This window comes from Allorhizobium sp. GW101-3B10, from assembly GCF_059424725.1.
In genome coordinates, this window is sequence record NZ_JBWKZR010000002.1 from 17,738 (window position 1) to 31,858 (window position 14,121).

At 58.8% G+C, this 14,121-nt stretch carries 11 protein-coding genes and 2 pseudogenes; 9 read left to right on the forward strand and 4 right to left on the reverse strand.

What is annotated here, in order from left to right; translation table 11 throughout:
- The first annotated feature begins 128 nt into the window (after positions 1-128).
- A complete protein-coding gene (locus AC07Y0_RS24340) occupies positions 129-1,292 on the forward strand; it encodes a PIN domain-containing protein (RefSeq protein ID WP_498680353.1) in 1,164 nt (387 codons plus the stop codon).
- Between the two features lie 178 nt (positions 1,293-1,470).
- Here the strand turns inward: AC07Y0_RS24340 and AC07Y0_RS24345 are convergent.
- Both AC07Y0_RS24345 and AC07Y0_RS24350 read right to left on the reverse strand, forming a co-directional pair.
- Positions 1,471-1,737 (reverse strand): annotated as a pseudogene (locus tag AC07Y0_RS24345) (beta-glucosidase); the annotation flags it as partial.
- 47 nt (positions 1,738-1,784) lie between these two features.
- Positions 1,785-2,723: a hypothetical protein gene (locus tag AC07Y0_RS24350; RefSeq protein ID WP_498680354.1), complete on the reverse strand. Its 939-nt coding sequence runs from the start codon at positions 2,721-2,723 to the stop codon at positions 1,785-1,787.
- Between the two features lie 1,220 nt (positions 2,724-3,943).
- Here AC07Y0_RS24350 and AC07Y0_RS24355 point away from each other — a divergent pair.
- The gene (locus tag AC07Y0_RS24355) at positions 3,944-4,564 is read left to right on the forward strand and encodes a hypothetical protein (protein ID WP_498680355.1); all 621 of its coding nucleotides are present in this window, start codon (positions 3,944-3,946) and stop codon (positions 4,562-4,564) included.
- 347 nt (positions 4,565-4,911) lie between these two features.
- Here the strand turns inward: AC07Y0_RS24355 and AC07Y0_RS24360 are convergent, their stop codons facing one another.
- The gene (locus AC07Y0_RS24360; RefSeq protein WP_498680356.1) at positions 4,912-5,169 is read right to left on the reverse strand and encodes a helix-turn-helix domain-containing protein; all 258 of its coding nucleotides are present in this window, start codon (positions 5,167-5,169) and stop codon (positions 4,912-4,914) included.
- A gap of 126 nt (positions 5,170-5,295) precedes the next feature.
- Between AC07Y0_RS24360 and AC07Y0_RS24365 the strand changes: the two genes are divergently transcribed.
- The 3 genes and pseudogenes from AC07Y0_RS24365 (at position 5,296) to AC07Y0_RS24375 (ending at position 8,501) form a co-directional block, all read left to right on the forward strand.
- The gene (locus tag AC07Y0_RS24365) at positions 5,296-6,186 is read left to right on the forward strand and encodes a LysR family transcriptional regulator (RefSeq protein ID WP_498680357.1); all 891 of its coding nucleotides are present in this window, start codon (positions 5,296-5,298) and stop codon (positions 6,184-6,186) included.
- A 495-nt stretch (positions 6,187-6,681) separates the two neighbouring features.
- A pseudogene (locus tag AC07Y0_RS24370) lies at positions 6,682-7,555 on the forward strand (DUF932 domain-containing protein).
- A 289-nt stretch (positions 7,556-7,844) separates the two neighbouring features.
- Positions 7,845-8,501: a DUF2161 domain-containing phosphodiesterase gene (locus tag AC07Y0_RS24375; protein WP_498680538.1), complete on the forward strand. Its 657-nt coding sequence runs from the start codon at positions 7,845-7,847 to the stop codon at positions 8,499-8,501.
- Between the two features lie 328 nt (positions 8,502-8,829).
- Here the strand turns inward: AC07Y0_RS24375 and AC07Y0_RS24380 are convergent, their stop codons facing one another.
- Positions 8,830-9,843, reverse strand: a complete 1,014-nt coding sequence (locus AC07Y0_RS24380; protein WP_498680358.1) for a LacI family DNA-binding transcriptional regulator — start codon at positions 9,841-9,843, stop codon at positions 8,830-8,832.
- A 275-nt stretch (positions 9,844-10,118) separates the two neighbouring features.
- Here AC07Y0_RS24380 and AC07Y0_RS24385 point away from each other — a divergent pair, with 275 nt between their 5' ends.
- The 4 genes from AC07Y0_RS24385 (at position 10,119) to AC07Y0_RS24400 (ending at position 14,070) form a co-directional block, all read left to right on the forward strand.
- Positions 10,119-11,165, forward strand: coding sequence for an ABC transporter substrate-binding protein (locus tag AC07Y0_RS24385; RefSeq protein ID WP_498680359.1), 1,047 nt, complete (start codon positions 10,119-10,121; stop codon positions 11,163-11,165).
- A gap of 73 nt (positions 11,166-11,238) precedes the next feature.
- The gene (locus AC07Y0_RS24390; RefSeq protein WP_498680360.1) at positions 11,239-12,060 is read left to right on the forward strand and encodes an ATP-binding cassette domain-containing protein; all 822 of its coding nucleotides are present in this window, start codon (positions 11,239-11,241) and stop codon (positions 12,058-12,060) included.
- Positions 12,061-12,068: 8 nt separating this feature from the next.
- Complete coding sequence (locus tag AC07Y0_RS24395; protein ID WP_498680361.1) at positions 12,069-13,319, forward strand: sugar ABC transporter permease; 1,251 nt, start codon at positions 12,069-12,071, stop codon at positions 13,317-13,319.
- 22 nt (positions 13,320-13,341) lie between these two features.
- Positions 13,342-14,070, forward strand: a complete 729-nt coding sequence (locus AC07Y0_RS24400) for an SDR family oxidoreductase (protein ID WP_498680362.1) — start codon at positions 13,342-13,344, stop codon at positions 14,068-14,070.
- Positions 14,071-14,121: the final 51 nt, after the last annotated feature.

Consider the following 14,121-nt stretch of genomic DNA (forward strand, 5'->3'; position numbering starts at 1 on the left):
CCCCAACGAAGCCTGTACCGCGGGCTCCGCCGATTAATGTTAAGATGTTCCGTGAAGTTTCATGGGCATCTGAGTTGACTAGGGCTCTCGGGTAATGTTCGTAGAAGGCCTCGATTGGACCCAAGAACATGCCGATTACAGAAGACGAAGTTCTGTCGAAGCTTCTCGCGGACGGTGTGATAACCGCGATGTCTTTTGACACGAATATCTTTGACGAAAAAGGTGGCCAGCTATCAGCTCCTGCTCTGCAGGCGGTTGGGAAACTGAAGCATCGAAAGTTCCGCTTTTTGCTTTCGGAAACTGTCGCAAAGGAATTCACCGATCATCTTGTGAAAGACGCGGAAAAAGCACTTGTGGCAACCCGCAAGGCGCTTGGTGACGCGCTGGCGGCTTTCGATACAAAGAAACCGGGCCGCGACGAACTGCTCCATATTGTATCGGGAGGACAGACGGCGGTGGCGGCCGCAACCCGCCGCTTCGCGGAATACGTGGCTGAGACGGGATGCGAAATCGTTGACGATCCAGCGCTCGCCAATATGCGGAAAGTATTCGACGATTATTTCGCCGGCAATCCACCGTTTGGTTCAGGTGCCAAGAAAAACGAATTTCCAGACGCGATTGCGCTGTCGGCGCTCGAAGTCGAAGCTGAACGGCGAAATACGCACTTCTTGGTGGTTTCCAAGGATGGCGACTGGCGAAAGTCATGCGAGCGATCCGAGCGTCTGCATCTCCTTCCGGAACTCGAGCGGGCGCTTGATCTAATCAACGCGCCGCCGGTTGTTCTGAAGGAAACAGTTCAGACCTGGTTGGAGGAAGGGCAGGATGGCCGGGGGGAGGTGCGAGGCTTCCTGTCGAATGAGATCGAGCGCGTCGATTTCTCCGTCACCGGAAACGCAACCTCCGGGGAGATGGAAGCGGACGCCTACGCCGGCGAACTGAAGGAAGTGATTTGGCCGGATCGAGACGAGATCGACATCATTGAACTCGGCGATGAGGAAAACGGTATCACGCCGGTGACTCTGAGCTTTCCAATGCTTCTGACTGTCAAGGTGCCGATCGAGCTCTCGTTCTCGGTCTGGGATAGCGTCGATAGAGAAGCGGTCGGAATGGGCGGGAGGTCTGTTGAGGTCGAGCGGGACATTGACGCGAGAGCCGTTCTTTCCATTCGGCTTCACGGTCTCGGATCTGAAGAGCCTGAAGTTGAATTGGCGGACTGCGAGTTCGAATTCGACTACGAGGAGATCGACCTCGGCGACGTAGATGTTTTCGAAGAAGAAGACTATGAGGAATGATCTCCGCTGCCAATTCGCCAAATCGTAGTAGTGCGCCTGACAACCTTTTTGAGCCAGTTTACCCGCAGGTTGCTCCCACCACGTGGTCGGAGGTGGGATCGGTCTCGAGGGTGACCCGGTTATCTAGGAATTCATGAGTGGCCGGCTGCGCGGGCGCGATTTGCCGTACCCGGTGGCTCCAATTCGTTCCTTGGCTTCCTTGTCGGTCGAGAACGCGCGCGCCCTTACTCTTGGCCTCGTCGGCCAACGCTACGCACATCTGCCTGACAAGATCCGGGTTCCATGTGGCGCCAAGTCCGATAGCGGCTGGGAAGCATGCAGATTTGACGCCGCCAACGAAGGACCCACCACCACGAGCCCCATTTGATCCGTCAGTGACCTTATTTTTTTGCCCGGCAAGACGTTCGATGGCAACAGTCGTCCAAAAGTCCGCCCCGGACAGCAAAGAAACCTGCTCTTCGAGCGCGACTGATGACTTTCACGCTTCCGATATTATTTTTCCGGTTTCCGGTTTTTCCCTGGAGCTTTGCTTCTTGCCTTTGGTGTTCCGATAAGGACCCTCTTCACCGTGCGGACGAAGACGCGGTGCTGTTCTACGACTTCTCCGGCCAAGTCATGAAACCGGTTCACCACCTTCCAGAAGCGTTCTGGCTGATCTATCTCCCATTCGGGCGGCACCGTGTGAAAATCAACGTTTCTCTCTGTCGGATAGGTCTCAAGCGAAAGCATTCCGACATATTCGTCGATCTTCTTGCGGAGGGCTGATTTGGCCTCCTCAAGCTCGGGATCGATGAATTCCTTTTCAGGCTTGTCCCAATCATAGGCGAAATCTCGCAGAGGATCGAACTTCGCATAAGGGAAGGCGAACCCCGCCATGTTATTCTGGTCCAGGAAATTGATAATGCCATTGGACGGCAGGAGCGCCAAAAGTTCTTCAGCGAGCGCCTGATCATGCTCTTTGACGCTGTCCCGCACAGGGACCAGCTCCGGGTAGTGTTTTCGGAAAATGGCAAGATCAAGTAGGAGGTCTTGGACGATGTCGTCCCAGAAGAGAATGTCGACGGTGAATTTGCCGACCTTTGCACGCGCGGCTGATAGCATTCGGACAGCCTTTTGAGTGGGAGCGTCGCGTTTGGCTGTCGTTACGATGTAAAGTTCGTCTAATGGCGGCTGAAAGGACTCCGCCGCCAAAACTTCCGCCGATACCGTTTTCTGGCTCACTCCGCTGATCGTGTTCTTTCCCTGAAGGCCAATTTGCTTGCCGTCGGGCAAAGTGCCGTAGACATCAACGCCATCCTGCCGCTGGCCGCCTCGGCCGTGCCTGAAGAAGTTCGAGGACTTCCACCTCAGCTTTGCCGCCGACAGGGCGATATCCTCGAATTCGTCCCAGGACTTGGGTGATGGTATATTGGATCCGGCTAATGTCGGCATGGCTTGCACCTGTGATACGGAAGTCGATCCAGACGGGCTCGCTTCGAAAAATCTATACAATTGTTACTTGGGATTTAATCCCGTGAATGCGCCGCTTCCCGCGGGATCTTGCGTTTACCATCCAGACTGGCGAACGCTTTTCCCCTTGCGAAACACCTAACCTTAAGTGGCGAAGTTCCGTTCGAAAATCCCAAATCCGCTGTCCAATAGGAGATTGTTGTCGTTTGGTAGTTAACCGTAAAGATTGCCGCAGTTGTTTTCCGTTTGGAACTTAATTTGAGATTCGATCGGCGGGGAATCTCAGATGAAGTGCAACTGTGACGAACCAAGTGACTGACGCGAACAGTTTGATATCTCTTCTATAGCGCGGTCGAAGCGGGCTTTATTCTCACCCATCATATGGCCACTCAGCATGCGAAGCATTTCGGGCCGGCATTCTGGGCAATGGCCACACCTGCCAAGAGGGCAGGGCGCAAATACATGGGTACGATCGGACTTGCCGGACTCGGAAGTTTGCTGTTTTCCATCTGCATAACTTCATCGAGATCAGGGATAATGACACCGAGTACCCTATATCCGGACGGTTCGTAACCGGGCAGCGACTTTGGAACGCGCCGCATTACTAGGAGACGGGCAATCTCACTCGGCGATACCCAGTTTTGGACACCATGCTCAGCCTCGCTTTCTAGCGTTTCTTCCCCCATCAGAGCTGCATGGTGATAGCCGGCGAAGGGAGTGGGGCCGTCACGGCCGCCAATCGTCTGTAATGTCCCTCCGCAAAGCGGGCAGGTGATCCGCCAGCCTAAGAATTGGCTCCGAAGGATGACGGGCGATTCGTCGCCCGTTTGGCGACAGGTAGAGCATGATTGTAGAGGCTCGGTTGCGATCATTCGCCGTGATGATTGCCAAATATTCGAGAAAGTCATCCGGCGGACCATAGCGGGGTCGATTGAAAATATGTGGGCGATGCGGAAGCCCTGATCTTCTGGTATTGCCAGGATTACACCTACTTAGGAACCCAATGGGAGAGCAGGGGAAGAATTCATTGCATTTCGAGGCCGAATTACCAGCCGGCCCACAGAGCTAGTCACCGATGGAACAAGGTTCGCTTTTAGCGATATTGCCATTCGACATCGTTTCCAAGAGGATCCGGCAATGGTCGAGAGCGTAAGTGTGAGCGGCAGTTCGACCGGTGGGCCGAAATACGGAGCAAACACGCGATGATCGAGCCAGACATCTTAGCCAGCGTGAGACGGTCGACGCCTTTCGTCGTTCCATGGGCAACGAAACAGACGCCAGCCGCGCTTCTTGAGTTTGGCTCGCCGAATGCCTGGCTTTCGTTTCTTGAGGAGCGGAGCCTTGATCCGCACGTGCCTCAGATCGTTTCTGCGAAATATAGCCGCGCTCAACGGCTTTACGCTTTGAGCTGGCTCGACTTCGACCTCATCAAAGCAGGCGAGATGGTCGCGATTACGGCGCTAGAGCTGGCATTAAAGGACCGTTATGCCGGCCGGCTGTCGAGCAAACGCCCGATGCTAGATGCGTTGCTGCGCTACCTCGTCAAGGAAGACCATCTTACCGATGACGCTCTGCCGTTTACGCGATTGTATGGTGGATCTGTGAAGACCATACTGTTCGAAGGCGATGAGGCCCGTGAAGATCGAAAGAAGTACGGCAGGCCGGAGCAAACGACATTGGCCAGCATTCGCAATGGGCTTGCGCATGGAGATCCATTTGACGGTCTGCCATGGAACGGGCTGCTCGAACTTGTTCGAGATCTAATCGAATATGCCTATCGCGAAATGATTAGGCCTTTGAGAGGCGATTCCAGCAGTTTCTAAGTACTGAAAATCTTGAAAGTGGGAGTCGATCAGATGCAATTTGGAGAACATTATCGGTGTTCATCATCATCTAAACTGGCATTGCCCCCGCTCAATACGAAGTTAGTCGATATAGCGGGGATATATTTTGGCAATTGATCTGATACGCCCGGCTGAGCGAACCTAGCTGTTGACGGCTCGCTATTCACAGGCAGCTGCGACACATGGCGCGGCGTGATAGGCGATTTCTCCAAAGAATCAGATAGATACGTTAATAGGCCACGGGTTATAGGCTCTATTCCCATCAAGGCGACCAAGCACCTATGTTCGGGTCTCTTTTTGAATGGCAAATATCCCGCACAGCACCCTCAGGGTTTGCGTCCGGGGCGCAGGTTCGGCGGCATTTCTTCACCGGCGGTTGGCACCTGAAACAAGTCTGTGATTGAGCACGCCAGCGCTGTCGCAATTTTCCCTAGGGAATCAATTCCTAGGTTCACCTGTTTGCGCTCGATTTGAGAGACGGAGACTCGCTCCAATTGTGCTTCCAAAGCAAGGCGCTCCTGAGAAAGGCCGCGCTCGACCCTCAGTTTTCTTACGTTCCAAGCCAACAGATCGCGAGGTGTCATTCCCGCATATTGACCAATGCTTCGCGAATTAAATAACTGGCTATTCTATACAGATATGCTATTAATTTCCCCGTAAAGCTTTGTCTTCAGCCGCGCCCGTTTTTGGAAAAGGGCGACCGAGGGGCCATGGAAATCCGCCAGCTTTCCTACTTCGTGGCCGTCGCCGAGGAGCTGCACTTCGGACGTGCCGCCATGCGGGTGAACATCGCCCAGCCAGCGCTCAGCACCCAGGTCCAGGCGCTGGAGAAGTCTCTGGGCGTGCAACTGCTGTTGCGCTCGACGAGGCGGGTGGAACTGACCAGGGCAGGGGAGGTGTTCTACGATCGCTGCGTCAGGATGCTGAGTGATCTGGAACTCTCGGCCGAGATGGCACGATCTGTTGCCGGCAAGACGGTGCGCGAGATCAGGATTGGTACGATCTATCCGGCAACCACCGGTGTGCTGCCGGCCTTTCTCTCACGCATCGGCCGGAAATATCCCGACATCCGCCTGCATGTCTCCAATGGCTCGACCAGCGACATCATGCGCCAGCTGGAATGCGGCCGCATCAACCTCGGCTTCATCCGCCCCGTCGAGAATATCGGATCGCTGCGCTTTTTCTCCATTGCCCATGAGCGCTATCTGCTGGCGGTGGCCCGTGACAATCCGCTGGCTGATCTCGACGAGGTGTCGGTACCAGATCTGCGCGACCAGAAGATCATCGGTTTCCGGCGGCAGAACCTCTCCTATACGGAGCGGTACTTTGCCGAGAAGTTCGAGGAACATGATCTGGCGGGCAATGTCGCTTACACCTGCGACGACACCTTCGCGCTGATCTCGCTGGTGTCGGCCGGTCTCGGTGTCGGCTTTGCCCCGGAATGGACGGCCGAGCTTCCCGATCGCGATATCGTGCTGAAGAAGGTGCGCGGGATCGATTTCAAGATCGGGCTTGGGGTTGCGTGGAACAAGGAGGATCCGACGGCGGCGCGTGACGACATCATTGACATCGCACGATCGCTTGCGCGGCCGGGAAGGTGAGGCCGAGCCTGGATGGGGGAGGGCGGTCCCTGACGGGACCTCATATGGTCCCGCGCGCCGGGGGCTGTCGGTCCCGCCTCCCGGCCTTCGGCCGGCGCTATGCTGAGGCTCCTGCGGCAACCCTTTTAACCGGTCTTGCGGGTGGCGAACGGCTTTCGCGGGCCTGGCCCGCTGCAGCTGGTATGCCCATTTTCCTGTTTGCTGACAACGGTCACCTTGATGGTGACCTTCCGGCTTGGACGGCAGCAAGGCTGCCGGCTTTGTCTTTGCCCGTCTTTTTGCCGGGCAGGGCTTGGGGGACTCCCCACGGCGCGGTGCCAAGGGATCGCTTGGCTCTCGAAGGAGCCGGTATCCCCGACCTTCCTCTCCTTCGGTTCGTGCAGGCCGGGCGATCCCCCTCCGGCCCTTCCGCCCTTGCACCCCCCGGTCTCGGCGACGGCCAGGGCTGCAGCGCAGCGTAGCGCTCCAACCCAGTCCCCACGGAGGATGAACAGCATGACCTATCAATTGGCCACCCGCTTTGCCCGCTCCGCCCACCAGATCAGCGGCCGCGAGGCGCTCGACAATGAGGCGCTCTTTCGTCACGTGCCCTCGATCTTTGCCCGTGAGCTGCATGACAGCCGCTCCGAGCGCTATGTCTATGTGCCGGCGATCGACATCGTCGAGCAATTGAGGAGGGAAGGATGGTTTCCCTTCTTTGCCGTGCAGGCCGTGCTCCCCCGACGGGGGCCGTCTTGGTCATGCCAAGCATATGCTGCGGCTGCGGCGGGACGACGGGATGGATAAGCCGGAGGCGGCTGAGGCTGAGGCTGAGGCTGAGGCCGAGGCCGAGGTGATCATCGTCAACAGCCATGACGGCACCAGCGCCTATCAGATGTTTGCCGGAATGCTACGTTTCGTCTGCACCAACAGCATGATTGCCGGCGACCGGTTCGAGGAGGTGCGCGTGTCGCACAAGGGCGGTATCGAGGACCCGCGCATCGAGGGCGTCCATACGGTGGCCAAGGACTTTCCGCGGCTGATCGACGCCGCCGAGGAGATGAAGGAAACCAGGCTCTCGAAGGACGAGCAGACGGTTCTGGCGACGGCCAGCCTGATTGCCCGCTATGGCGAGGAGAAGAGCCCGCTTCGCGCCGATCAGATCGTCACGCCGCGGCGGAAGGAAGATGTCGGCCAAAGCCTGTGGACGAGCTTCAACGTCATCCAGGAGAACCTCATTCGCGGCGGATTGCCGGACCGGCGTCAGACGGCCGATGGGCAGGTTCGGCGCAGCCGTACCCGGCCGATCAAGGGGATCGACCAGAATGTTGGATTGAACCGGGCGCTCTGGACGCTCGCCGAGGAGATGCAGCGGCTGAAGTCGGCGTAGCGGGTGTCATGCCGCGCCGAGGGCAGCTGCCTTCGGTGCGGTGTTGGTGACCTTGGCGCATGGAAGTGAAGATCGCCTTTCGGCCCAAAGCTGGCCTGAACGCCAGTCCGTTCTAGCGTGGTTGAATTTCTTCGGTCCTCTAATCCGAGCCTTCCGAGCACGTAGGAAAACCGGTGTCAGCGATAACTGCGGAGCCGCACCATGTCGCAGCGACAGTCAGGATAAACTGCTCTCCACGAAACATCGTTGTATGCTTGCAGAACGATTCTCGACTGCGATGCGCAAATTTATGGAAACATCCCTTTATCTGCCGGTTAAAGCCTTTCTCGAGACATTTGGCTATGTCGTTAAAGGTGAGGTCGGCGGCTGCGATCTCGTTGGACTGAGCGAAGGCGAACCGCCCGTCGTTATCATCTGTGAACTCAAGATGAGCTTCAATCTGGAACTCGTTCTTCAGGCGGTCGACCGGGCCGCCATTTCCGATGAGGTTTGGATTGCGGCGAAGTTCTCTGCCAAAGGCAAGGGACGGGAAGCGGACAAGCGCTATCGCGACCTCTGTCGCCGGCTCGGGATCGGCATGCTCGGCGTTTCCGGTGACGGCGAAGTCAGCGTAATTGTCGGATCCGTATCACCCATGCCGCGGACCAATCCGAAGCGGCGTTCACGGCTCCTGCGCGAGCACCAGAAAAGACGTGGCGATCCTGCGCTCGGTGGAAGTACCCGAATCCCTGTGATGACGGCATATCGCCAGCAGGCACTCGCCTGCGCGGCAATTCTTTCTGTCGGACCGTCGCGTGTTCGCGATCTCAGAACCGCCATACCAGACGCAGGCAAGATATTGCTCTCCAATGTTTACGGGTGGTTCGAGCGTCTCGACAGAGGCGTCTACGGCTTGACTGGCGCTGGCCGTGAAGCTTTAGAGCGCTGGCCCCAGCCGGACCCATGATCGCGTTGATCTCTCGCACGCGCGAAGCTTTCGGCCGGTTTTGCCCATAGCGGTCGTGAAATTCGTATGGACTTTCAAATTCGGTTGATGTCCCATCATTTGGGCCGGGTGAGGAGGCAACAGGGTAGTAGTCTGCTCGAGCCTCGAGACGGCCCTCCTATGTCATTGACAAGGCACTGGCGACCGAGGACGAGGATTTCTAAGTCTCTGACGTCTCTAAGAGTTGGGATGAGATCGACGCGGAACAACTGCGAGGTCGTAGGTTCGATCCCGCTCAAGACCGGCATCAAGCACTTTCTGGCACCTAAGGCCTGCCAGCGTGGTAGGCTTAAGCAAAGATGGGCGGGATCTCGATTAGCTTCCCGATGTCGCTGCTTCCCTTCTCGACGATGTCGAAGGCAGCCGTCAGCATGCCCGGCACATCTTGGCGGGCCATTTCGATGTCGTGCCCGAGTAGAGCAACGAAGGGATCCCAGTCGAAGCAGCCGATGATTGGCGTGGCTCCGTCGAACTGCGGCGACGACTTGATCCAGCGCATGACACCTTCCAGCGAAATGGTGGAATTAACGAACATGCCGCGCGGCACGCTGCCTTCCGTCGTTGCCATGGCACTGAGGGCATGACCGGCCTTCTCAGGCGCGTAGCCACAGGCGAGAATGTGGTGTTCTTCGATGGGAACGCCGAGGTCTTCATGCGCCATCCGAAAACCGCGGATACGCTCTGCGGTGTTGTGATCGGAGCCGCGCCCGCCGATGAACAGGAGCGGCGACATGTCGCCCGTCTTGCGCTGATGGTTGAGAAGGGTACGCCTCGTCAGTTCGCGCGCGCCGGCGAAATTGTCGGAGATGATCGATGTGGCCTTGGTTCCCGGAAGATCGAGATTGAGGCTGTGCGCGCCGGCAGCATGGCAGATGTCGGTGATCCGGTCGGGGTCCGTGGCGCCCGTCGAGATCAACCATTCGACCTGATAGGACAGCATGGTGCGCGCGGCCTCCACCTCCAGGTCTGGATCGCGCAGCGTGCAGGTGATGATCGGAAACAGGCCGCGCTTTCGCGCCATGACTTCGAACGTTTCCACGATCGAGCCGAAATAGCGGTTGTCGTATTTCGGTACGATCATGCCGATGATGCGGGACTTTTCTCGCCGCAGCAGGCTTGCCTGCATGTTGACGGCATAGCCCTGCTCCTCGGCGATCCGGGTGATCTTTTCGGCAAGCTGGGTGCTGATCCGACGCTTCTTCCAGTTGCCGTTCAGCACGGCACTGACGGCACTGGCGGACGTTCCGGCAAGCTCTGCCAGATCATAGATCGTTGTTTTTTTCTGCGGACGTTGCTGATTCACGAATTCCTCCTGCGAAAGCCAACTTGACATCAAACGGGGAAGGTGGCAATTCTGCTTCATCGATTGAGCAAGGGTGCTCTATCGATGATACAGGTTGGCTGTGGAGGGTCGACCGGGAGGCGTTCTGCTATTGCCCATGTCTTGCGGCGCCGAAGAGTTCGGCGACGGACGATCAACTGCGTCCCGAAGTCAGGCGACGCAGGATGGGGGTGCAGGCGAAATACCGGGGGTGGTCTCTCGACGCAGGCTGTTCCATTCAAGGAGGAGAATGAGACATGAAAATTCGTTCCATGCTGCTGGCGACCGTCGGTTTCGCCGCAATGCTTTCCGGTTCCGCTCTCGCGCAGGAAGGGGCGACCGTCGCCTTCCTGATGCCCGACCAGGCATCCACGCGCTATGAAGAGCACGACTATCCGGGATTCAAGGCCGAGATGGCCAAGCTCTGCCCGTCCTGCACCGTCATCTATCAGAACGCCAATGCGGATGTCGCGCTCCAGCAGCAGCAGTTCAACTCGGTGATCGCCCAGGGTGCCAAGGTCGTCGTTCTCGACCCCGTTGATTCCGCTGCCGCTGCCGCTCTCGTCGAGATTGCCCAGTCCCAGGACGTCAAGGTCATCGCTTATGACCGCCCGATCCCGGACAAGGCTGCCGACTACTACGTCTCCTTCGACAACGAAGGCATCGGCCATGCCATCGCCAAGTCGCTTGTCGACCACATGAAGGCGAGTGGAGTCCCAGAAGGTTCGGGCGTCCTGCAGATCAATGGTTCGCCGACCGATGCGGCTGCCGGCCTCATCCGTGACGGCATCCATCGCGGCCTGAAGGACTCCGGCTACAAGACGTTGGCCGAATTCGACACGCCGGAATGGGCTCCGCCGAAGGCGCAGGAATGGGCCGCCGGCCAGATCACCCGCTTTGGCGCGGATATCAAGGGCGTGGTCGCCGCCAATGACGGCACGGGCGGTGGCGCGATTGCCGCTTTCAAGGCAGCGGGTGTCAACCCGGTTCCGCCGGTCACCGGCAATGACGCGACGATCGCCGCCCTCCAGTTGATCATCTCGGGCGACCAGTACAACACGATCTCCAAGCCATCGGAAATCGTGGCGGCCGCTGCGGCCAACGTTGCCGTCAAGCTGCTCAAGGGCGAGACGGTCGAAGCCAAGACGACGCTCTACAACACGCCGTCCGAGCTCTTCGTGCCGGCCGTCGTCACCGCAGAGAACATCAAGGCGGAGATCTTCGACAAGGGCATCCAGAAGCCCGAAGATGTCTGCACCGGTGAATATGCCGAGGGTTGCAAGAAGCTCGGCATCACCCAGTAATGATCTCCCAAGGCGCTCGGTCGGGGCTTGCTCCGGCCGGGCGTATCCCAGTCCCAAAGAAGAGCGCCTCGTCATGCAACGAAATGACATTGGTCTGCCCCCGAAGGGCACGACCATCTTGAAGCTGAGCAATGTCTCGAAGAACTTCGGTGCGGTATCCGCCCTGACGGACATCGAACTGGAAGTGAAGGCTGGCGAAGTGGTCGCTCTCGTCGGCGACAATGGTGCCGGCAAATCGACGCTGATCAAGGTCCTCGCCGGCGTTCATCAGCCGACCTCCGGGCGGATCGAGTTTTGCGGCCAGGAAGTGTCGCTCGACAGCCCGAGCCGGGCACTCGAGCTCGGCATTGCGACGGTCTTCCAGGACCTGGCGCTTTGCGAAAACCTAGATGTCGTCGCCAATCTCTTTCTTGGTCACGAAATCTCGCCCTGGATCCTCGACGAAGTATCGATGGAAGTGCGCGCCTGGACGCTGCTGCGCGAGCTTGCCGCCCGCATCCCCTCGGTCCGCGAACCAATTGCCTCTCTGTCCGGCGGCCAGCGCCAGACGGTCGCCATCGCGCGTTCCCTGCTGCTGGATCCCAAGATCATCATGCTCGACGAGCCGACAGCCGCCCTCGGCGTCGCCCAGACGGCGGAGGTCCTGAACCTCATCGAGCGGGTGCGCGAGCGCGGCCTGGGCGTCATCATCATCAGCCACAACATGGAAGACGTGCGGGCGGTTGCCGACCGGATCGTCGTTCTGCGTCTCGGCAAGAACAACGGTGTCTTCACCCCTGACGCCTCCAACCACGAACTCGTGGCCTCGATCACCGGCGCCACGGAAAACTCTGTTTCGCGCCGCGCCGACCGCAAGGCCGTCGAGCATGCCGAAATCGGTGGGAGCCCAGCATGAGCACTCAAATGTCGAATGATAGAAATCCCGTACCGCTCGCACTCGACCGCAGCGATGAGCGCGTCAGGCATTCCGAAGGCGTGTCGGGCATGGTCCGTGCCTTCATTTCCCGTGTTCGCTCCGGCGATCTCGGCATGCTGCCGGTTGCGATCGGCCTGATCGTCATATCGACGGTCTTCAGCATCCTCAATCCGATCTTCCTCGCACCGAACAATCTGGTGAACCTGCTGTTCGACTGCGCGACCGTCGGCGTCATCTCGCTCGGTATCGTCTGCGTCCTGATCCTCGGCGAGATCGACCTGTCAGTCGGCTCGATGAGTGGCCTCGCCTCTGCGATCATTGGGGTTCTCTGGGTCAATTCCGGCATTTCGCTGCCGCTTGCCATCTTTGCCGCTCTGGTCACGGGCGCAGCAGTCGGTGCGCTGTACGCCATGCTCTACAACCGTCTCGGCATGCCGAGCTTCGTCGCGACGCTGGCGGGCCTTCTGGCTCTGCTCGGCATGCAGCTTTACATTCTCGGTCCGACAGGCAGCATCAATCTACCCTATGCATCGCCGCTCGTACGGTTCGGCCAGATCCTGGTTATGCCGGACTGGCTCTCCTTCCTGCTGGCACTCGTGCCGGGCGCAATCATCATTCTGTCTGGGTTGGTCATTCGCCGGCGGCGTGCGGCCGTTAATCTATCCACGCAGCCGTTGAGCAGCCTGCTGGTTAAGGCGAGCGTATTGACCGTGGTGCTGGAGGCCATCGTCTTCTACCTCAATACCGGGCGCGGCGTGCCATGGATGTTTGCCCTCTTCGTCTTTCTTGTCGTCGTTCTCAACTATGCTCTGACCAAGACGCAGTGGGGTCGCTCGATGTTTGCCGTCGGCGGCAATCGCGAAGCCGCCCGCCGCTCCGGCATCAATGTCCGCCGGATCTATATGAGCGCCTTCATGCTCTGCTCGACACTGGCAGCCCTCGGTGGAACGCTGTCGGCCTCACGCCTCGCTTCGTCGAGCCAACAGGCCGGTACGGGTGACGTCAACCTCAACGCCATCGCCGCGGCGGTCATCGGTGGCACCAGCCTGTTTGGCGGTCGCGGCAGTGCCTATTCGGCCCTGCTCGGCATCATCGTCATCCAGGCGATCTCGAACGGCCTGACGCTTCTCAACCTGAGCTCGTCGCTGCGCTACATGATTACCGGTGCCGTCCTTGCCATCGCCGTCATCGTCGACTCGCTTGCTCGCCGCTCGCGTGTCAGCCACGGCCGAGCCTGATCAAACGACTGGAGACTTGAACATGACTGAACTGATGAAGGGCAAGGTCGCCGCCATCACCGGTGCCGCCTCGGGCATCGGCCTCGAATGCGCCCGCACGCTGATTGCCGAAGGGGCGACGGTCGTGCTGATCGACCGCGCCAAGGACAAGCTCGAGACACTGTGCGGGGAACTTGGCGAGCGGGCCAAACCGCTGGTGGTCGACCTGTTCGACGGTCCCGCGGTTTCCGGCATGCTGCCGCGCATCCTAGAGCTGGCGGGCGGTCTCGACATCTTCCACGCCAATGCCGGCGCCTATATCGGTGGTCCGGTCGCGGAAGGCGATCCGGATGCCTGGGATCGGATGCTGAACCTCAATATAAACGCGGCTTTCCGATCGGTACATGCGGTTTTGCCGCACATGATCGCCCAGAAGTCGGGCGACATCCTGTTCACGAGCTCGATCGCCGGTGTCGTGCCTGTCGTGTGGGAGCCGATCTACACGGCGTCCAAATTCGCGGTCCAGGCCTTCGTCCATTCGACCCGCCGTCAGGTTGCACAGCATGGCGTGCGTGTCGGTGCGGTCCTGCCGGGTCCGGTTGTCACGGCACTGCTCGACGACTGGCCGAAGGCCAAGATGGAAGAAGCGCTTGCCAATGGCAGCCTGATGCAGCCGAAGGAAGTGGCCGATGCCGTGCTCTTCATGCTGTCCAGGCCGCGCAATGTCACCATTCGTGACCTCGTGATCCTGCCGAACAGCGTCGATCTCTGACGCCGGCCAGGTTCCAGGCATGCCGATACAAATCCGATAGCAGAGCAAGCG